This window comes from Methylobacterium sp. Leaf117 (assembly GCF_001422985.1).
GTDB lineage: Bacteria > Pseudomonadota > Alphaproteobacteria > Rhizobiales > Beijerinckiaceae > Methylobacterium.
Genome location: NZ_LMNL01000040.1, coordinates 77783 through 97501 on the forward strand (window position 1 = coordinate 77783; position 19719 = coordinate 97501).

The following is a 19719-nucleotide window of genomic DNA, read 5'->3' on the forward strand; positions in this document are numbered from 1 at the left end:
TTGCGGGAGGGCGCCGCCTGCGAAAGGCGCATGAGGGATCGAGACGATCAAACCGGGACGCGGACGTCCGAGGTACTCGTCTCAATTGGTTGAAGCACCCCTGCAAGTTCGTGGATGCTTTCCGTGATGTGCGTCAGCACCACCCGGATGCGCGGGGTATCGCGGTTGTCCTTATGGACCAGGAGCAGGACGTCCGCGCACGGAGGATCGGCCGGTACCCACAGACGCGTAAGCCTCGCCTCCCCATCGGCGCGAAAGCGCGCGAGGCACGCCAATCCCCCTCCGTTCGCGGCGGCCAGCACCGCGGCCTCGTGGCTGCTCGTCTGAAGGACGACCGTCGCGCGCGAGGCCAAGTCGGTGAGCCAAGCGGACTGGGTCATCTCCTGGGTGTCGTCGAGCTGAATGATGAGGCGATGTCCAGCGCATCCGTCGTCAAAATCCAACGGGCCCTGGTCCCGGAGGTAGTCCGGCGTCGCGTAGATGCCGAAGGCGATGCCGCCGATGCGCCGCACGACGAGGTCGTGCTGCTCGGGCTGCCGCATGCGCAGGGAGATGTCAGCCTCGCGCATCGCGAGGCTCAGTTCCCGCGGGTTCGGGATGAGCTCGATCATGATGTCAGGATGGGTCGCGTGAAGCTTGGCGAAGCTTGGCGCCAGGACATGTGCGGCAAGCGTCTCGGCGCAGGTGACCCGGACAAGGCCGCGCAGTCGGGCGTCGCGGCCGGTGACGTCTCGTTCCAGCGACAGTGCCTCCGCCTCCAGCCGTTCGGCCTTCCGGCGTACCTCCTCGCCGGCCAAGGTCGGAACGTAGCCCTCCGGTGTGCGGTTCAGGAGCCGCACCGCGAGCGTCGCCTCCAGCGAGTTCAGGCGCCGCCCAACCGTCGATTGCGAGACATGCAGCACCTTGGCGGCAGCCGAGAGCGTGCCATGCCGCGCCAGGGCGAGGAAAAACCTGAGGTCATCCCAGTCAAGCATCCGTCACCTGCCATCCAATTCTGCATCTCCCATCGTCGACTTTGGACGCCGACTTTTGTTTCTCTGCAACTTATACTCAGGCAAGCAAAATAAACATGGTCGAAATATTCTCATGATTTGGGATGCTTCGTGCCGGCTATACGTACGAAAGGAAAGTAGCATGGCACGGCTACCAGCGGGTTCCGACGGAGGGGTTCCGGCGCCCATCGGGAGGCGTCGACTGGAAGCAGTCATCGCAGAGGGCAAGGCCAACCCGGCGGCCGTTCGCACCCTGCGGTGCCGGACTGTGGCACAGGGGCGGCTCAGCCAGTTGAACTACATCCGGGACCTGCCGCCGCAGCCGGTGATGGAGGACGAGCCCGAGGGCCGGTTGGACGACAGCACCGCGCCGAACGCCTCGGAGGCCTTGCTCGCCGCCCTGGGGTCTTGCCTCTCCATCGGCATCCACGCCAACGCCCTGGCACAAGGCATCCAGATCCGGTCGCTGGAGCTCAGCGTCGAGGCCGACATCAACATGACTTCCGTCTGGGGCAGCGACGACCTCCAGCCGAAGACTATCGGGTTCGAGAGCATCCGGGTCTCGGTGGCGATGGATACGGACGCCTCGCGCAAGGCCCTGGCGGCGCTCATCAGGCACACGCTGCTGTGGTCGCCAGTGGCGAACACCTTGCACAACCCGGTCCACCTCGACGTGGCCCTCGCGAGATCCTCCGTCGCGGCCTGACCAGCCACGGCCCTGCATCTGCCGTTTCGATGAGACCGTTCCAACAGGAAGGACGAGCCCTATGTCGCTCCATTCGTTGCAGGTCCGCCCGACGACCTATCTGAGCCTCACCGCCGTGCCGGCGCATCGAGGCGATGGGCTCGGCAAGGTCCGCCTCGTCAGCCTGTCCACGGACCTGCCACTGGCGGAACGCGACACGCTGGAGCCATTGAGCCGGCGCGTGTCACTCGACCAGAAGCAGACCCTTTACGTGCAGGACGAGCCTGCCGACTCAGTGTTCAACGTCATTTCCGGTGCGCTCAGGCTGTATCGCATCCTACCGGACGGACGCCGGCAGGTCACAGGCTTCGCTTTCCCGGGCGACTTCCTCGGGTTGTCGATGCTCGACCGCTACATGGTGTCGGCGGACGCGCTTGCGCCGGTAATCGCATGCAGGTTCGAGCGGCTGGCTTTTCGGAACCTGGTCTGCCGGCAGCCGGGCCTGATGATGCACCTGCACGAGATCACCGGACAGGAACTGTCCCGGGCCAAGGACATGATGATGCTTCTTGGCCGGCGGACCGCAGAGGAGAAGATCGCGACCTTCCTGGTGGGGCTGCAGGCGCGCTACGCCCGAATCGGGCTGTCCTCGGTCACCCTCGAACTTCCAATGGGACGCCTCGACATCGCCGACCATCTCGGCCTGACTATCGAGACGGTGAGCCGAACCCTGTCGCGCCTGGACCGGGACGGCTGCATCCTTATCGTGCCAGGCGGCGTGCGCCTCATTGACCAGATACGCCTCGACCGGATGTCGGCCCACTGACGGTCCGGACCGCCGGGTATCGGTAGACTTCGCGGCCACGTTCCATGAGGGCGACCGCCGTGGGGATGGCACCCCCCGTCGCCAGGGCGATCGTCCTTGCTGCGTCGAACCAGGCCCGCGCCTCCTGCAGCGCCGGTCGCAGTTCAGAGGAGTCGAGGAAGTAGGCAGGCTCGCCGATGCGCCGCGTAGGGGCCTTGCCGCCGTACAGAAGCTCTGTCGAGAACGTCATCAAGCGCTCCTCTCACAACGACGGGGGGCGGACCGGCGGGCGCTTCATGTCCTGCCAGCGTAACCGGTTACCGGACGATGCGCGCATTGGCATGCTGCCTGTCGCGGCGGGCTCCTGAGGCCTGATCTCGCTCGGCACGACGTCCCGGGAGCGCGGCATGTTCGGTCCGTGGGAACGGGCCTGGCGGCCGTCATTAGAAGCAGCCTGGGCAGTGGCCGCGGCCGCGAGCACTCCGAGCACCGCAAGCGTCATCATCAATCGAGCCATGCGTACTTAGCCCTTCGCGGTGGACCCCGATACGTGTGGGGCAGGTTCGAACGGCATCATGCTCTCGGCCTTCGCGACCGGCTTTGCGCTGGATCAAGGATTACCGCGGGGCCGGGACTAGGGTTCGTCCAACCGAAACGAGGGACGTATCCATGCCGGCACTCAAGGACATCAAGAACGTGCTCGTGGGGCTGACCGAGGAGGGCCAGCAGGGCGAGACGAGCGATGCGATCGGCTACGGCCTGTCGCTATCGGTCACCGCTGGGGCGCACCTCACCGTCCAGGCGGCCTCGCGGCGGCTCGTCATGAACAGCGCCCTTGCAGGCAGTTTCGGACGAGCGCTCGTGACCGAGGAAAACGGGCGGACCGCCGGCCTCAGCCAGGCGGTGGCCGAAAAGGTTCGGGGCGACGCCGCCAGTGCCGGCGTCGGATGCACGGTGGAGAGCCCGCAACTGACGCATCCGGACATCCTTGCCACGTTCGCGGCCAAGGCCCGGCTGCACGACCTCATCATCCTGGATGCCGAGGAGCGCACCATCGACCTCGACCGCGAGCTGATCGAGGTGGCGCTGTTCGGAAGCGGTCGCCCCGTCATCGTCGTCCCTGCAGGCCACAACGCCTTCGCCGGCCGGCGCATCGTCATCGCCTGGGACGGGGGCACGCATGCGGCCCGGGCCGTGAACGACGCACTGCCGTTCCTGAGGGCAGCCGAGGCCGTCGAGATCATCTCGGTGGTCGGCGAGAAGGATCTGTCGAGCTCGGTCGCGGGGGCCGAGCTTGCTCCGCATCTGGCCCGCCATGGCATCGCCGTGACGGTGGACGACCTGCCGCTGCGTCCGGACGGCGACATTGCCGAGACCTTGCGCGATGCGGCCAGTCGCTACCGCGCGGAAATGCTGGTCATGGGTGCTTACCGCCACGGCCCCATCCGGCAGTGGATCTTCGGCGGGCTTACCCAGTCGTTGATGACGGCGTGCCCGATCCCCCTCTTGCTCGCGCACTGATTGCGGACGAACCCGGTCGACCAAAGGGTCGATCACCAGGACAGGAAAACCAATCATGACCAAGCCCGATCACGAGCACAGCCATTCCATAGCAAGTCCGGAAGCCGATGCCGAAAGCCATCGCATCGGGGGATCGACCGAGAAGGTATTTTCGCAGGCCCAGGAAGCTGTCCGCGCCGTCGCCGACCAAGCCACGCATTTGGCGCAGGACACCCTGGAACGCGGGCACGCGGCCATCCGGCAAGCGGACCAGACAATCCGGAGTGGGAATTCGGATGGAGATCGTCGACGCGGGACGTCAGCGTTGGCCACCGCTCTTGCCGTCGGTGCAATGGGCTATGCCATCGCCACCCTGATCCGAGGAGCCACGCGGAAGCGCGCTCCCGCTTCAAAGAACGCGTTGCAGGACAAGGTCCTGCCTGCGTCGTAGCCGCAGCGACGCATCCTCTTCGCCTTTGCACATCAAGGACACGATCCATGCGACCCGAGACGATGCCGACAGAAGCCGAGATCCGCGGCCGCGCCCTCGAACTCTGGGAGACTCGGGGTCGGCCGGAGGGCTACGAGGAAGAATTCTGGCTCCAGGCCGAACGGCAACTCCGCGGCGAGACGACTGGCCAGCCGGTCCTTCCGGACGGGGACTTCGTCACTAGCGGAACGGGGTCCGATTGCTGCCGCTGATCCGCGGACGTGACTGCAGTCATGAGCGCTTACGCGAGGACGTCCGCGGCGGCGTCAGCCGTGATATCCTGCGGTACTCCCCGATCTGCAGCTTTCTGAGCCGCTGATGGGCGAGCACGTTTTGTCGGGCCGCGCGACCCCCATCATCGACCGTACCGAGGCGGACGAAGCCGGAAGGCCGCTCGTCGACGCCGCGGTCACCCAGCTCGCCCACCAGTTGATGGAGGCGGGACTTGAGGGGCTTTCCGAACGCGAGCGGCGGGTGATCCTCCACATCGCCAAGCGGCGACACGTGTCCCAGGATGTGAACCGCGTCCTGGTGGAGCACCAAGCGTTCGGCGAGCGCCTCGCGGATCGCGTCGCCCAGTTGGGTGGCTCGTGGGGCTTCATCCTGGTCTTCACGGGAATGCTCGTCGCATGGGTCCTCGTGAACACCGTCGTCTTGGCGCGCTCCAGTGCTTTCGACCCCTACCCGTACATTTTCCTGAACCTCATCCTGTCGATGGTCGCCGCCCTGCAGGCGCCAGTGATCCTTATGTCTCAGAACCGCCAGGCGGCGCGGGATCGGACGGCGGCCGGCCTCGACTATGAGATCAACTTGAAGGCCGAGGTCGAGATCATGGCCCTGCACGACAAGCTCGACCACATCCGGATGGAGCGTCTCGAAGGCATGCTGGCCGCGCAGTCGACGCAGATCGAGGCCATCGCCAAGGCTGTCGGCATCGGCCCAGCATAGTCTTGACGGAGCAGTCTCGAACTTCCGCTGCGGTCAGCGCTCTAGGGACTTCAAGTAGGCCACCACGTCGGTGATCTGGTCGGGTTCGAGCTGGAACTCCGGCATGGTCGGATGCCCGGTGGTGATGCCTTCCGCCAAGGCCTCACCAAGGTTCTCGACCGGATAATTCATATGGAGGTCCCGAAATGCAGGCGCGATGGCCAGCGGGCTTGCCCCGATCCGTCCGACGGCGTGGCAAGTGGCGCAGTTCGCGCCAACGAAGATCTTGCCACGCTGGATTTGTCCGTCCGTGGCAGCCTCGGCGGTCTGCAGGAGGCTTGTCTGGATAAGCAGCCAGAAGGCGAGACGCTTGGACATAGGCCGGATCCGATCCAGGGGGTAAGCGGTGCCCGCGAAGGGCGAAGGGATGCGGCCGGCGGGGGCAACGGTTACCGAGCCAGCAAACGGGGCTGCGACGCTTAGAGCGTCTGGCCGTCAGGCCCGGTTTCGTCTTCCACGACGTCCCTCACCATTTGCAGGTCGAACCCAGCTTTGGCGGTCCGCGTACCACCAAGGGCGGACGCATCCGCCCAGGCCCAGTCACGGACATGTGGGAGGTCTTCCCCAGTGCGGCAGACGTGCTCGCGGTGGAAAGCAAGCAGGTCGCGTAGCTCCTCCTCAGCATGCTGCACGGCTGCCCCGAGCCCCGATGACCACCTCAGAGCCGCCAGCGCGAGATGGTAGCGGTCGAGGCCGTTCAGTACCGCCATGTCGAAGGGGGTGGTGGTTGTCCCCTCCTCGACGAAGCCGTGGACATGGATGTGGGTGTGGTTGGTGCGCTGGTAGGTCAGGCGATGGATCAGCCACGGATAGCCGTGGTAGGCGAACACCACCGGCCGGTCGCGCGTGAACAGGCTGTCGAAGGTGGCGTGGTCGAGCCCGTGCGGGTGCATGTCGGGCGAGGGCAGCGTCATCAGGTCGACGACGTTCACCACCCTGATCCGGATCTCCGGAATGCGGGTGCGGAGCCACTCGACGGCCGCCAGGGTCTCCATGGTCGGCACGTCCCCAGCGCAGGCCATGACCACGTCCGGCTCGGCTCCGCCGTCGTTCGAGGCCCATTCCCACACGCCGATGCCAGCCGAGCAGTGCCGCGCCGCCTCGTCGACGCCCAGCCACTGCAGGGCGGGCTGCTTGCCGGCGACGACGACGTTGATGCGGTCGTGTGTGCGCAGGCAATGGTCCATCACCCAGAGCAGGCAGTTCGCGTCCGGCGGTAGGTAAACCCGCGCCGTGTCGCCCTTCTTGTTGGCGACGAAGTCGATGAAGCCCGGGTCCTGGTGGCTGAACCCGTTCTGGTCCTGGCGCCAGACATGCGAGGTCAGCAAGATGTTGAGCGAGGGCACCGGCTTGCGCCACGCCAGCGCCCGGGAGGCCTTCAGCCACTTGGCGTGCTGGTTCACCATCGAATCGACGATGTGGATGAAGGCCTCGTAGCAGGCGAAGACGCCGTGCCGGCCGGTGAGAAGGTAGCCTTCGAGCCAGCCCTCGCAGAGGTGCTCCGACAGCACCTCCATCACCCGGCCCTGGCGCGCGAGGTGCTCGTCGGTGGGCAGGATGGCGTCGCGCCAGACCCGGTTGGTGACGTCGAACACGGCGTCGAGGCGATTGGACAGGGTCTCGTCCGGCCCCATCACCCGGAAGTTGCGGGCCTCCGTGTTGAGGGCGAGCACGTCGCGAAGGTAGCGGCCAAGGACGCGGGTGGCCTCGGCGACCGCCGTGCCGTGGGACGGCATCGCGACGGCGTAGGCGGCGAGGTCGGGCAGGCGCAGCGGCCTCGAATCGGGTCCGCCGTTGGCATGCGGGTTGGCGCTCAGCCGCCGGTCGCCGCGCGGGTGCAGCGCTGCCAGGGCCGGCGCGAGGCGGCCGGCATCATCGAAGAGCTCGTCGGGCCGGTAGGACCGCATCCAGGTCTCCAGGATCGCGAGGTGCTCCGGGTTTTCGCGGAGCGCCGCCACCGGGACCTGATGCGACCGCCAGGTCCCCTCCACCGGCTTGCCGTCGACGACCTTCGGGCCGGTCCAGCCTTTCGGGCTGCGCAGGACGATCATCGGCCAGCTCGGCCGGCCAACATCGCGGTTTGGTGCGAGTTCGCGGATCTCGGCGATCCGATCGAGGGCGTAGTCGAGCGCAGTTGCCATTGCCTGGTGCATCGGGCCAGGCTCGTCGCCCTCGACGAAGAGCGGCTCGTAGCCGTAGCCGACGAGGAGGCTGCGCAGTTCCGCCGCCGGCATCCGGGCGAGCAGGGTCGGGTTGGCGATCTTGTAGCCGTTGAGGTGGAGGATCGGCAGGACCGTGCCGTCGCCGACCGGGTCGAGGAACTTCGAGGCGTGCCATGAGGCTGCCAGCGGTCCGGTCTCGGCCTCGCCGTCGCCGATCACGCAGGCGACGATCAGACCTGGGTTGTCCAGCGCCGCCCCGAAGGCGTGGATTAGAGAGTAGCCGAGCTCGCCGCCCTCGTGGATCGAGCCGGGTAGTTCCGGCGAAGCATGGCTCGGGATGCCACCGGGGAACGAGAACTGCCGGAACAGGCGTCGCATCCCGTCCGTGTCGGACCCGACATCCGGGTAGACCTCGCCGTAGGTTCCTTCAAGCCAGGCGTTGGCCACGAGCCCGGGTGCGCCGTGGCCCGGTCCCCAGACGGCCATCATGTCGAGGTCGCGCAGGACGATGGTCCGGTTAAGGTGCGCGTAGATGAAGTTGAGGCCGGGCGTCGTGCCCCAGTGGCCGAGCAGGCGCGGCTTCACCTGTCCGAGGGACAGGGGCTCACGCAGCAGCGGGTTGTCGAGCAGGTAGATCTGGCCGACCGAGAGGTAGTTCGCCGCCCGCCAGTAGGCGTCGATGGCGTCAAGGCCCGTCGGTCCCAGGGGCCCGGGCACGAAGTCGAGGGATACAGGTTCCCCTGCGAACTTCCGGACGACGGCAGGCTTCGGATCGCTCGCGACAGGCATTCGGGATTCCCGGGCATTGCGGGACGACCCAGCGCCCCATGAAGCCCGTCGTGGCATTCCCCGGTTGGCGGTTCTTTGATCTGGATCACGTCGCGCCCGGCCGGGCCGTGCCACTCGGGGGCCTGCCCGGAGATGCGTGTGATCCTCGTCCTCAATGCCGGTTCGTCCAGCCTGCGCTGCGCCCTGTTCGAGGGTGGCGAGGACTCCGCCATCTGGCGCGTTCACGTCGCCGGGATCGGCGGGTCCCCGCACCTGATGGTCACGGGCGACCTCGACCTCAAAGAGGATGTGCCGCCGGCGGGCGATCTCGCCCTCTTGGTGAAGTGGCTCCTCACTTGCCTTCGTCGACTGCCGGATCTGCACCTACGGGCGGTCGGGCACCGCATCGTCCATGGAGGTGCCCGCCATGCCGGCCCGGCCCGCATCGACGGACCCCTGATCGCCGAGTTGAAGACCCTGGTGCCACTCGCCCCCGGTCACCAACTGCAGGGGCTCGCCTGCATCGCGGCCGTCGAGGAGGCGTGGCCCGGCCTGCCGCAGATCGCCTGCTTCGACACCGCCTTCCATCGGACCCAGGACCGGTTGGCCCAGATCGAGGCGATCCCGCGCGTGCTGACCGGGGACGGCCTTCTGCGCTTCGGCTTCCATGGCCTGTCCTACGCCCACATCGCAGGAGTGCTGCCCAAACTCATCGGCGAGAGGGCAAAGGGCCGTATCGTCGTCGCTCATCTTGGCCACGGCGCGAGCCTATGTGCCTTGGCGGGGGGACGCAGCGCGGCGACCACGATGGGGCTCACGACACTCGGGGGCCTGATGATGGGCACCCGTTCCGGCACCGTCGATCCCGGGCTCGTCCTACACCTGATCCAAGCGCGGGGCATGGCACCGTCCGAGGTAGCCGACCTGCTCAGCCTGCGCTCCGGCCTGCTCGGGGTGTCCGGCGTCAGCGACGACGTACGGGTCCTTGAGGCGAGCGCGGCGCCCGAGGCCCACGAGGCGCTCGACCTCTTCGCCTACCGCGTCGCTCGCGAGACAGGCTCCCTCGTCGCCGCCCTCGGAGGCCTCGATGCCTTCGTCTTCACCGGTGGCATCGGCGAGAACGCGGCAGCCATCCGGGCATCCGTCTGCGCAAGGCTCTCCTTCCTCGGCCTGCACCTCGATCCGCGACTCAACGCTGAAGGCGGCCCGCGCATCGACAGCGAGGGTTCGCCAATCCCGCTTCTGGTCATTCCGGCCGGCGAGGAACGGGAGATCGCGGAGGAGGTATCGCACTTGATCGATGAGGGACCTCGACCTCGATAGGGGAAAGGCTCTCGGGCTCATGCCAGGGCTTGGATCGCCGCCCGGCCGCCTGGGACAGCGCCTTGCCGACCTCCGCGGCGGAGTAGGGCTTCCGCACCAGGTCAAACCCGTGCGCCCCGTCCTGCGCCAGCACGTGGCTGTAGCCGGACATGAGGATGACCGGAAGGTCGGGATGTAGCTCTCGGAGCCGGCCGCCGAGCCCGATCCCGCCGATGCTCGGCATCACCACGTCCGAGAACGCGGCGTCGAAGCGTGAAGGGCACCGCCTCGATCTCCGCAAGCGCCGCCTCCGCCGAATGGGCCAGGACCGTGACGTAGCCAAGGTCGTGAAGGATCTGCGCGCAAAACTGTCCGACCTCGACGTTGTCCTCGACGATCAGCGCGCATCGGTCAGGCTGACCGCTGGGAACGCTCTCAAGCACCGGGGCGACAGCGGTCGCATCGGCCTCGTCGTTCGCCTGGGGCAAGTAGAGAGTGAAGGTGGTGCCATGGCCGACGACGCTGGCCATGTCGACGTCGCCTCCGGATTGCTTGGTGAAGCCGATAACCTGGCTTAGCCCCAACCCGGTGCCCTTGCCGACGTCCTTGGTGGTGAAAAACGGCTCGAAGATGGGCCCAAGGTTATCCGCCGGAATGCTTGAACCAGTATCCAAGACCTCCACGGAGACGAACGGGCCGGACGAACCGGCATGCCCGCGGATGGGCGGCATCGGCTTGTCGCAGGTCAGACGGATAGAGAGCGTGCCCTCGCCACCCATGGCGTCGCGGGCATTCACCGCCAGGTTCACCAACGCCGTCTCGAACTGGCTGACGTCGGCGCGGACGTGGCAGGCGATGACGGGCAGATGCGTCACGATGCGGATGCGGGCCCCAGTGAGGGAATCGAGCATGTCCGCGACGGATCGCATCCGGGCGCCGGCGTCGAACACCTCGGGCGTGAGGGGCTGGCGCCGGGCGAAAGCCAACAGTTGCGCGGTCAGCTTCGCGGCCCGATCTACGGTGTCGGAAACGGCATCCATGTAGCGGCGCCGGCGCTCCTCGTTGAGGTCGGGCCGTCGAAGGAACTCGCCGGATGAGCGGATGATGGTCAGCAGGTTGTTGAAGTCGTGCGCCACGCCGCCGGTCAACTGGCCGACGGCTTCCATCTTCTGGGATTGCAGCAGCGCGGCCTGGGTTTCGGACAGCTCGCCTGTGCGCTCGGCGATCCGTCGTCGAAGAGTGTCGTTCATGCCCTGCAGCGTCTCTCGCAGCCTCAGCTTGGACGCGACGCGGCTGTCGACGTTTCGGGCAAGGCGCATGATCAGTCCGGCCAGCCCCCCATGAGGACGATGACCAGGAGGACCGTTCCCGTCTCGGCCTCCATCACGCCGTTGTGCACCGCATGGAGTTGAAGCCGTCCGAGCACCAGCGGGACCACGACGACGGTCGGGAGCAGGTGTCGCGTGACCGCCCCGGCCTCGCCGCCGCCGAACGCCGTCCTGACCCAAGGTCCGTCCGGACGGCTCAACAGTACCGACGCGGAAAGGAAGCCGAGGGTCACGGTGGTTACCAGGGCCATGCGGGAGTACGGACCGCCTTGGTGGAAGGCGCCGAGGCCGTAGGCGTAGCCGATCCCGCAGGCCGCGGCGATGACGAACCCACACAGGGCGGACAGGCCGGCGCGGTGGCGCAGTTGTCGGTTTCCGGTCCCCTGCAGGACGAGGCCGGCAACGGTCGTTAGGATGCAGATGACCGTGATGAGCGCCATGTCGCTGCCGGGCTTCAAGGGAGCGAACAGGAGGCGCTGGACCTAGTCGTCCAGGCGGAAGCTTCCAGGGACCACGTACTGAAGCCCGCCCCCGAGCGCGAGGATGCCGGCGGCCCCGGCAAGAGACCGCTGGGCCGAACGGTTCAGCGAACCCGTATCCCTGCGCGAAGCTAGCAGCAGCGATGCCCCAACAGGATGCAGGCGAGCGCCGTCAGGGCGACCATTGGCGGCTCGCCCGGGAAGATGCTCCGCATCTCGGTACGTCGAGCTACCAGCCGGCCAGCACTATCGCGGACGCATCGGTTCCGATGACGGCGAACGCCGCGGAGACCCATTGCGGCTGGACGTTGGGCCCATTGGGTCCGGGCGATTATTTATGGGACGGAGCCATCCCATCCGTCTTCGGCATTCCGCCCCAATCTGCCAGAACCGGTTCCATCCATTCCGAGCGCCCACCGAACGACCGGATCAAGCCTGTTCGAGGGGTATGTCCAGGGTGCACACGACGCCGGCGGGCTCGTAACGGATGCGTACCTTGCCTCCGAGTTCGTTAGCGAGGCCCCGCTCGATCATGCGGCTGCCGAAGCCCCTCCGGGTCGGCGGCAGGACCGGCGGCCCGCCTCCTTCCTGCCAGCGCAGCCTGAGGCGCCGAGCGGCCTCGGGCGAGGCGGCCTCGTCCACGTCGACGGCCGCCCAGGACACCATCACGGTGCCTGCCTCGTTCGACAGGGCCCCGTACTTGGTCGCGTTTGTCGCGAGCTCGTGCACCATCATGGACAGGGCGAGCGCTGCGCGGGGCACGAGCCTGACAGGATCACCCTCCCAGACGCAGCGTTGCGCAAGCGTGTTGTGGAGGCTCAGGGCGTCCTTCACCAGCCGGCCGAGATCCGCACCGTCCCACTTCTCGACGGTGAGCACGTCGTGCGCCCGGGAAAGGGCAATGAGGCGAGCGGTTATGGCTTCCCGGGCCTCTTGCATGGAGGTCGCGGTGCGGAGCGATTGGTTCGTAAATGCCTGCACGGTGGCGAGGGTGTTCTTCACGCGGTGATTGAGCTCGTGGATGAGGGTCTGCTGGTGCTGGCTCGCGAGCTGCGCCTCAGTGAGATCCCTGAGGATCTTCAGGAAGCCCGTCAGGCCGCCTGCGTCGTCACGCATCGGCATCATCAGGCCGTTGGCCCAGAACCGCCCACCGTCCTTGCGCAGGTGCCAGCGGTTGTCGTCGGCCCGCCCATCGGTCACCGCGAGCCTCATCTCTTCCTCGGCGATGGCCTCGTCATTGTCCTCGGGCGTGAAGATGACGTTCACCGCACGGCCGAGCGCCTCCGCCTCGTCCCATCCGAGCAGGTTCTCGGCGCCGGTGTTCCATCCGGTGATGCGCCCGGAGAGATCCAGGGTGAAGATCGCATAGTCCCGGGCACTCTCCACGGCGAGCCGATACCGGGCTTCGCTGTGCCCAAGCGCGGCGAGGCGGGCTGTCAGATGGGCGATGGTCCGCTCTAATTCGGCGGCACGGGTATCGGCGAGGGCCAGGGCGGCCCGACCCTTCGCGATCTCCCGCTCGTGCTCGATGGCGACCGCGGGGGAACCCTCGGCCACGCGCCGCACCGCCTCGTCGAGTGAACGCCTCAGGAGCGCGATCTCGGCTTCCAGCGATACTTCCCGGTCGTGATGGAACGGGTCTGAAGGATCACGGTCGTTCAAGCCAGATTTCCGGTCGCCCACACATCGGCGCGCGAAATCCGGTTATTTCCTTCAAAATGAAATCGAGACATTTGACTTCCCGCTATCGAAAGGCGGGAGCACATCGAACTCTCAGGCGCCGACGCCCTTTGGTATTGGCCAGCGATGAATTTATTCTACAATGATATCCGCGATAGATCAAGCCATGGATGAGTTGCATGACGGCCATCGACAGACAACAATAACTTGAAAAAAGCGCAAATCCGACAAGATAACATGGCATTTACGTCGAATACATTTGGTCGATCCATCTGGATACCCCTGCGACAGGTTCGGGCTGGAACGGAAAGTTGGTCCTCGCTTGTCCGGCGTCGGAGGTGTCACCTCGGCCAGGATAGTTACCAGGAACGTCCGGGTTCCGCCCCCGATTTCGACCTTTCGGCTCAGACAAGCGGTTAGGGACCTTGCGCAGGGTCGCTTTCTCGCACTCGGCGCCATTAATCGAGCTGGTGCGTGGCAGATGCGAACCACTTGGAGATGGAGCACCTCTCGCCAGGGGCGTTATTAAGGCGGGCGCGCTGGACCCCGTCGACTTCGAGGATCCAAGCGGCGAGCCCGTCTCGTCGATATGGCGACGGCCGAGCCAACTCTCAGAAGACCAGCCACATCAGGTATACGACGGCCGCCGATCCGATGGCGGCGAGCCCAATCATGCGGAGGCTCTCCGCCAAATGGGTCGAGCGACGCCGATGCGGGCGTCACTTGTTCGTCGGAGGCATCGGTCCAAGATGCGACGTGCGTGTTCATGACCGGATGGATCCTTGATTGCCGGGCGTGCCTGGTTCGACCGATCCCGCCGCGAGGATGGCCGCATCGTCCCGCTCGATCCTTACGCTGGATCAAGGATCGGGGCCGCCGCACTGCCTACGTTGGCCGGATGCCGGGACACGCCTTGTCTTGGAAACCGGACAGCCTGGCCCGGAGCGAACCCGCCGAGCCTCATCCACGCATCCTGGACCTTCCCCGCATCATTGATGCGGGCATGCCCAAGGAGACCCTCATGTCCCATGACACCAGCCTGCAGCATCGCGTCACGGCCGAACTCATCTTGGACCCGGCGGTAACCTCGTCGGAGATCGGTGTCACGGCCAAGAACGGCGTGGTCGCCCTGTCCGGTAAGGTGGGGACCTACGACGAGAAGATCGCCGCAGAGGCCGCCGCCTGCCGTGTCTGGGGCGTGGGGGCCCTCGTCCAGGAGATCGAGGTCGTGGTCCCATATGCCCGCAAGCGGTCCGACGAGGACATCGCCGCGACCGCCGTCGCCCGTCTCGCCTGGAACGTCGCCGTCCCTCCGGATTGCGTCATGGTGAAGGTTTCGAAGGGTACGGTCACCCTGACCGGCCACGTGGACCATCGCTTCCAGTCCGAAGTCGCCGAGCGCGAACTCAGCCAGTTGTCCGGCGTCGTCGCGGTGGACAACCGGATCGTGGTCAAGCCCCAGGTCGACGTCGCGGCCGTCGGCGACAGGATCAGCGAGGCGCTGGAGCGCTCGTGGCTGTTCGACCTGAAGACCTTGACCGTCATCGCGGATGGCGGGATCATCTATCTCGGCGGCACCCTCCGCTCGATGCAGGAGCGTCCACGAGGCGGTAGGCGCGGCCTGGGCCTCCCCGGGGCACTACGGCGGTCGAGAACCGCATCAGCGTCGTCTGAGCGCAGCGACACGCCCCTGCCGGGCATCGTGTACACGGCGGAGGCGTGTCGTTCCCGGAAAGGTAATCCGACCATGACCAAGCCGCATCAATGTCATGGCCGCCGCTGCAGGTCCGCTTTCTACTGCTGAGCAGATACCTTAACGGGCAAGGCGGAAGGTCCGGACCAGGTCCTTCTCTGCCGTTTAGCAGAACCCGGGCTTATGTCCGCTTTCGGGCGGCGCCTGCGGTAACTTGTACGACTACGTTGGGTCGAGTCCGGCTGGACTGCTCTACGACCAAGTCGGGTGGTTTTCCGTCAATCTGCTTCCGGGCAGCAATCGATAGAAGCGGACATCGCCTCCGTGCCCGCTCACGACCCTACTCGGACCTTCAAGCCGCACGCTTTGAACGTCCGGAGTTGACGCTAAGCGGACAATCAATCGTGACCTTCAGGATGCCGCGATGGTCTCAGTTCGCGGAAGAGGATGAGGCGGTTCGAACCGGTCGATGAACCGCATGCCATCCCAGAGGTCGACGGCATGCTGATCAACAAGGGCTCGTGCCTTGTCCGTAGCTTCGCTGTCGTCCGAGGCTGAAATCGGCGTGTTCAGAACCCCGCCTCCGCCAGCGTTGAGCATCACGGCTCGGTAGCACGGTGCCCCATCCGGCTCAGCAGATGGAGGCCCAATCACCGGATCAGCCACGTGCCCGTATAGGTCACAGCGGCCGAGTAGATGGGATGGCCATCCTCGTCCGTCACCAGAACCGAGAAGGCTTGGTGTTCGCCGTCCTTGGGCACCTCGTGCGCTGCGATCTGAGGCAGGACCGACTTTGCTTGACGAGCAGCTTCTTCAGGACCGGCGAGGTCCATGCCCTCGTCGTCGCGAAGCGTTTGGCCGTCATGGATATCGAAGAAGTAGCGAGGCATAGGGCTCTCCGCGCGCAGCAGGCGGGAGCACACGAGGTCTCACAGGCGCGGAAAGCCGAGAGTATGGCCGCGATAACTTTTGATATAGGCGTTGTGTCGACCTAAAAACTAATAAATGGGTGTTTTCCCCTTGGTTCCAAAGAACGGTCGGGTACCTCACATAGCGGGGTATGGGGGAGCCTTAGGATGCAGGTGGAGGTAGTTCGGATTGAACCCCGCATAGGCCTTGATGGCAGCGACATCGGGTAAGGTGACACGCCTTTCCTTGAACACCACCAGCCCCAAACGTCGTAACTCCTGGAGCACCCGGTTGATGTGGACGTTCGACAGCCCGGTTGCATCACCGAGATCGAGTTGGATGAGGGGAAACTGGTAGCTGTTCTCTGTCGCAAGCCCCACCACCTGGAGGCGGATCAGGAACTCACAGAACAGGTGTGCGACCTGCTCGTCGGCCGAACGACGGCCCATGCACACCAGCCATTCCCGAAGGATCGCTTCATCGACGAGGCCAGCCCACTGCAAGGCACGGTTCAGGCCCGGATGTTTCCCGCTGAGGTCATTCATCACCGAACGCGGGATACGCACCACGTCGCAGGAGCTGATTGTTCCGATGCTGTGATCCATCTCGCCGAGGATCGACACGTTCAGGTCGCAGAAGTCTCCCGGGATAAGGAAGGCGACAATCGACCGTCCACCGCCTGGAAGCACCTTATAGCGGCAGGCAAACCCTTTCTGGATCAGGTGGACGTGATCGGGCACGTCTCCTTCCGAGATGAGTGCGGTTCGGGATGGGACATCGCGAACGCGCGCACTCGCATCCGTGAGAGCCTTCTCTTCGGACCCAGACAGGACGAAACGGCGTCCAAGCTTCTGGATGAACGGATTGAGCATCTGCCCTCCCGGGCCATGCCCTATGGCCACTATGCCGAGCTAAGCGGCAGTGCACCAGAAAGTTGCGCCGAAATCTGGAATATAATTCCAAGCTTGTACAGCCTGACGACTACGCAAATCCGCAGAGCGATTTTACGGATAGCGAGGCTCGTGCCGTCCGCCTGAAACTGTCACTTCTGCGCTGTAGACGATGTCTCCGGAGGCATTACGGGCTGAAATCTTGAACGCCTGTTGATCGCTTCTCGGCAGAACGTTTTTGGCGATATCTGCGAGCGCCCTAAGGACCTCTGTCCGGGCAGTCTCTACGTCGGGAAGGTCCATCCCTTCCTCATCCCTGAACGGGGCGCGACTATCATCGAAGTCGAAATAAATTTTCAACAGCGCTACCTTCGATAAAGTTCTATTTCCTAGCGAAGACGACAGCGTATTAAACCGTACTGCGCTTGTCATTGGCTCTTGTTAATCGGCGTTCTGTCGGTCGGGTATCTCACATTAACCTGAGCGCGCCAGGTCAGGTCACGTCCGCTTCAGACGTGATGCGGACGTTCGGTAGGCCATCGACGAACGTCTGCATTCCACCCGACCCGGACGTAGACCGGACCGTCAGGTACCGACCCAACGCGGCCGTTCATATTACCATCGGCGCTGCCCGAAAGCTGCAGTTCGTCGCTCTGATGGCGACTTCGGTTCGAAGGGAAAAGCAGGCACCCTAGCCCGGCGGAGGAGCAATCCCTCGGCGACCCCCGAAGGCGCGTGTGCCATAAGGGGGCATGGCCCCTGAAATGTCCTCCGATAAGCCGAAGCGCGCGATCACTTCGTTCGGCGACTGCAAAAATTACGACTGCACGGTCTTCGACACACTCGATGAGAGGTCTCACCGACCTAGCGAGAAGACGTCCGGGCGCAGCCATTGCCGCTTCGTACGACGTCCGCTGGGCATGACACGGTGAGCGACGCGACAGCGTTCCTGGCCGGGGGCGGTGAGGCCGCGCGCCTCATACGCGCGCGCGACTGGTCTGCCCATTCCCTTGGGCAGCCCGAGACGTGGCCGCAAGCATTCAAGACCGCGCTCTCGCTGGTCCTGAACTCGCCCGAGAGCATGATCCTGGCCTGGGGACCGGGCCTGCACTTCTTCTTCAACGACACCTATTCCCGCCTGCTCGGCCCCCGGGTGGCCTGGGCCATGGGCGAGCGTTTCGACAGAGTCTGGGCGGATGCCTGGGAACAGGCTAAGCCCATCATCGAAGACGCCTTCGCCGGGCGCAGCCGCCGCTTCGAGGACCTTCCGTGGACGCTCGATACCGACCGGGGGGCGGCGCAGACCTGGTTCTCCTTCTCGTATTCAAGGGTGCTCGACGCCGACGGCAGGATCGCGGGCCTGTTCATCTTCACCAACGAGACCACGCAGCGGGTGCTGGCCGACGCTGCTCTGAAGGACAGCCAGGAGAAGCTCGAGCGGGCACTCGGCGAGGTGCGCAGCCTGAACACGACCTTGGAGCGGCGCGTCGAGGAGCGCACGAACGAGCGGGACCTGATGTGGGACACCGCGCCCGACCTGATGCTCATCATCGACTTCGCGGGCGTCTTCCGGCGGGTCAACCCGGCATGGACCCGCCTTCTCGGCTACGAGCCGCACGAACTGGTCGGTCACCACGTCAACGAGTTCGTCCTGGCGGAGGACCACGTCGAGACGGTCGACGCCTATACCGAGGCGTCCGAGGGCGGGATGCCCCATATCGTCAACCGCTACCGGCACAAGGATGGCTCGACGCGCTGGATCTCATGGACCGCCGCCCCGGCCGGAACGCTGACCTACGCGACCGGACGCGACATCACCGAGGCCCGGGAAAGGCAGGCCGAGCTGGAGCAGGCCCAGGAGGCTCTGCGCCAATCCCAGAAGCTGGAAGCCGTCGGCCAGCTCACCGGCGGCGTCGCCCACGATTTTAACAACCTGCTGACGATCATCCGCTCTTCCGTGGATTTCCTTCGCCGACCGGACCTGCCGGAGGCGCGCAAGGATCGCTACCTCAACGCCGTGTCCGATACGGTTGAGCGCGCCGCCAAGCTAACCGGCCAGTTGCTCGCCTTCGCACGCCGCCAGGCCCTCAAGCCGGAGGTGTTCGACGTCGGCGAGAGGATGCGTGGGATCGCGGAGATGCTCGATACCGTGACGGGCGCACGCGTCCGCGTGGTCGCGGAGGTACCCGATGCGCCCTGCTTCGTCCGGGCGGACCTAAGCCAGTTCGAAACCGCGCTCATCAACATGTCCGTCAACGCACGAGATGCCATGGACGGGGGAGGAACCCTCACCCTGCGCCTCGGATGCCGGACGACCCTTCCCGTCATCCGCGGCCATGCCGGCTCGCGCAAGGCCTTCGCTGCAGTCTCCCTCGTCGACACGGGTTCAGGCATTCCGCCGGACCTGCTTAGCCGGATCTTCGAGCCGTTCTTCACCACCAAGGAGGTCGGTAAGGGCACGGGGCTTGGCCTGTCGCAGGTATTCGGCTTCGCGAAGCAATCCGGCGGCGACATCGACGTGGCCAGCACAATCGGCCAGGGCACCACCTTCACCCTCTACCTGCCGGAAGTCGAGCAAGCGGAGGTCGAGGCCCGGGTCCGCGGGCCCGAAGGGGGCCTGACGCCTCTCGGCACGGGGCAGCGCATCCTCGTCGTGGAGGACAACATCGGCGTCGGTCAGTTCGCGACCCAGATCCTTGAGGACCTGGGTTATCGACCGACCTGGGCGGCCAACGCCGAGGAAGCGTTGGACCTGTTGGGCGGCGACGGGGCAGGCTTCGACCTGGTGTTCACCGACGTGGTAATGCCAGGCATGGGTGGCGTAGAGCTCGCCAAGGGCCTGCAGCGTCGGTTGCCGGACCTGCCGGTGGTCCTGGCATCCGGCTACAGCCACGTGCTGGCGCAGGAGGGCACGCACGGGTTCGAGCTACTGCAGAAGCCGTACTCGGCAGTGCAACTGGGCGACATCCTGCACCGGCTTCTCGGCCTTCATGCGAGGGGTTCGATCTGATCAGGCCCGGCTTCGACCCCGCAGTCACTGCTGTGAGAG

The 19719-nt window shown here is 65.6% G+C and carries 17 protein-coding genes and 1 pseudogene; 9 read left to right on the plus strand and 9 right to left on the minus strand.

Going from position 1 to position 19719, the window contains the following annotated elements; translation table 11 throughout:
- Positions 1-47: 47 nt before the first annotated feature.
- Positions 48-974, minus strand: coding sequence for a LysR family transcriptional regulator (locus tag ASF57_RS23970; protein WP_056488571.1), 927 nt, complete (start codon positions 972-974; stop codon positions 48-50).
- Positions 975-1134: 160 nt separating this feature from the next.
- On the opposite strand from ASF57_RS23970, the gene ASF57_RS23975 reads away from it, so the two are divergent.
- Together ASF57_RS23975 and ASF57_RS23980 are read left to right on the plus strand one after the other, a co-directional pair.
- On the plus strand, positions 1135-1698 hold the full coding sequence (locus ASF57_RS23975) for an OsmC family protein (RefSeq protein WP_056488575.1): 564 nt from the start codon (positions 1135-1137) through the stop codon (positions 1696-1698).
- 61 nt (positions 1699-1759) lie between these two features.
- Positions 1760-2503, plus strand: coding sequence for a cyclic nucleotide-binding domain-containing protein (locus ASF57_RS23980; RefSeq protein ID WP_082504473.1), 744 nt, complete (start codon positions 1760-1762; stop codon positions 2501-2503).
- Here the strand turns inward: ASF57_RS23980 and ASF57_RS26145 are convergent.
- The gene (locus tag ASF57_RS26145; RefSeq protein WP_156376327.1) at positions 2463-2732 is read right to left on the minus strand and encodes a hypothetical protein; all 270 of its coding nucleotides are present in this window, start codon (positions 2730-2732) and stop codon (positions 2463-2465) included. The genes ASF57_RS23980 and ASF57_RS26145 overlap by 41 nt on opposite strands.
- A 419-nt stretch (positions 2733-3151) precedes the next feature.
- On the opposite strand from ASF57_RS26145, the gene ASF57_RS23985 reads away from it, so the two are divergent.
- The 4 genes from ASF57_RS23985 (at position 3152) to ASF57_RS24000 (ending at position 5420) form a co-directional block, all read left to right on the plus strand.
- Entirely contained in the window at positions 3152-4003 is an 852-nt protein-coding gene (locus ASF57_RS23985) for a universal stress protein (protein WP_056488578.1), read from the plus strand.
- Positions 4004-4058: 55 nt separating this feature from the next.
- On the plus strand, positions 4059-4433 hold the full coding sequence (locus tag ASF57_RS23990) for a hypothetical protein (RefSeq protein ID WP_056488581.1): 375 nt from the start codon (positions 4059-4061) through the stop codon (positions 4431-4433).
- Between the two features lie 47 nt (positions 4434-4480).
- Positions 4481-4684, plus strand: a complete 204-nt coding sequence (locus ASF57_RS23995) for a DUF2934 domain-containing protein (protein ID WP_056488584.1) — start codon at positions 4481-4483, stop codon at positions 4682-4684.
- Between the two features lie 121 nt (positions 4685-4805).
- The gene (locus ASF57_RS24000) at positions 4806-5420 is read left to right on the plus strand and encodes a DUF1003 domain-containing protein (protein ID WP_244477104.1); all 615 of its coding nucleotides are present in this window, start codon (positions 4806-4808) and stop codon (positions 5418-5420) included.
- A 33-nt stretch (positions 5421-5453) separates the two neighbouring features.
- On the opposite strand, the gene ASF57_RS24005 is transcribed toward ASF57_RS24000, so the two are convergent.
- Positions 5454-5777, minus strand: a complete 324-nt coding sequence (locus ASF57_RS24005; RefSeq protein ID WP_056488589.1) for a cytochrome c — start codon at positions 5775-5777, stop codon at positions 5454-5456.
- A gap of 101 nt (positions 5778-5878) precedes the next feature.
- Positions 5879-8410, minus strand: a complete 2532-nt coding sequence (locus ASF57_RS24010; RefSeq protein WP_082504479.1) for a phosphoketolase family protein — start codon at positions 8408-8410, stop codon at positions 5879-5881.
- A gap of 138 nt (positions 8411-8548) precedes the next feature.
- Between ASF57_RS24010 and ASF57_RS24015 the strand changes: the two genes are divergently transcribed.
- Entirely contained in the window at positions 8549-9712 is a 1164-nt protein-coding gene (locus ASF57_RS24015) for an acetate/propionate family kinase (RefSeq protein WP_244477105.1), read from the plus strand.
- Here ASF57_RS24015 and ASF57_RS25280 read toward each other — a convergent pair.
- The 3 genes and pseudogenes from ASF57_RS25280 to ASF57_RS24025 form a co-directional block, all read right to left on the minus strand.
- Positions 9636-10878 (minus strand): annotated as a pseudogene (locus ASF57_RS25280) (ATP-binding protein); the annotation flags it as partial. The gene ASF57_RS24015 and the pseudogene ASF57_RS25280 sit on opposite strands and share 77 nt — an antisense overlap.
- 134 nt (positions 10879-11012) lie before the next feature.
- On the minus strand, positions 11013-11459 hold the full coding sequence (locus tag ASF57_RS25285) for a hypothetical protein (protein WP_156376328.1): 447 nt from the start codon (positions 11457-11459) through the stop codon (positions 11013-11015).
- Between the two features lie 468 nt (positions 11460-11927).
- Entirely contained in the window at positions 11928-13160 is a 1233-nt protein-coding gene (locus tag ASF57_RS24025) for an HWE histidine kinase domain-containing protein (RefSeq protein WP_056488596.1), read from the minus strand.
- Between the two features lie 1039 nt (positions 13161-14199).
- Here ASF57_RS24025 and ASF57_RS26295 point away from each other — a divergent pair.
- Positions 14200-14982, plus strand: coding sequence for a BON domain-containing protein (locus ASF57_RS26295; protein ID WP_162241599.1), 783 nt, complete (start codon positions 14200-14202; stop codon positions 14980-14982).
- A 539-nt stretch (positions 14983-15521) separates the two neighbouring features.
- Here ASF57_RS26295 and ASF57_RS25290 read toward each other — a convergent pair.
- Both ASF57_RS25290 and ASF57_RS24045 read right to left on the minus strand, forming a co-directional pair.
- The gene (locus ASF57_RS25290; RefSeq protein ID WP_082504486.1) at positions 15522-15761 is read right to left on the minus strand and encodes a hypothetical protein; all 240 of its coding nucleotides are present in this window, start codon (positions 15759-15761) and stop codon (positions 15522-15524) included.
- Between the two features lie 156 nt (positions 15762-15917).
- Positions 15918-16652: a Crp/Fnr family transcriptional regulator gene (locus tag ASF57_RS24045; protein ID WP_056488607.1), complete on the minus strand. Its 735-nt coding sequence runs from the start codon at positions 16650-16652 to the stop codon at positions 15918-15920.
- Positions 16653-17598: 946 nt separating this feature from the next.
- On the opposite strand from ASF57_RS24045, the gene ASF57_RS24050 reads away from it, so the two are divergent.
- Positions 17599-19680, plus strand: a complete 2082-nt coding sequence (locus ASF57_RS24050; protein ID WP_056488611.1) for a PAS domain-containing sensor histidine kinase — start codon at positions 17599-17601, stop codon at positions 19678-19680.
- Positions 19681-19719: the final 39 nt, after the last annotated feature.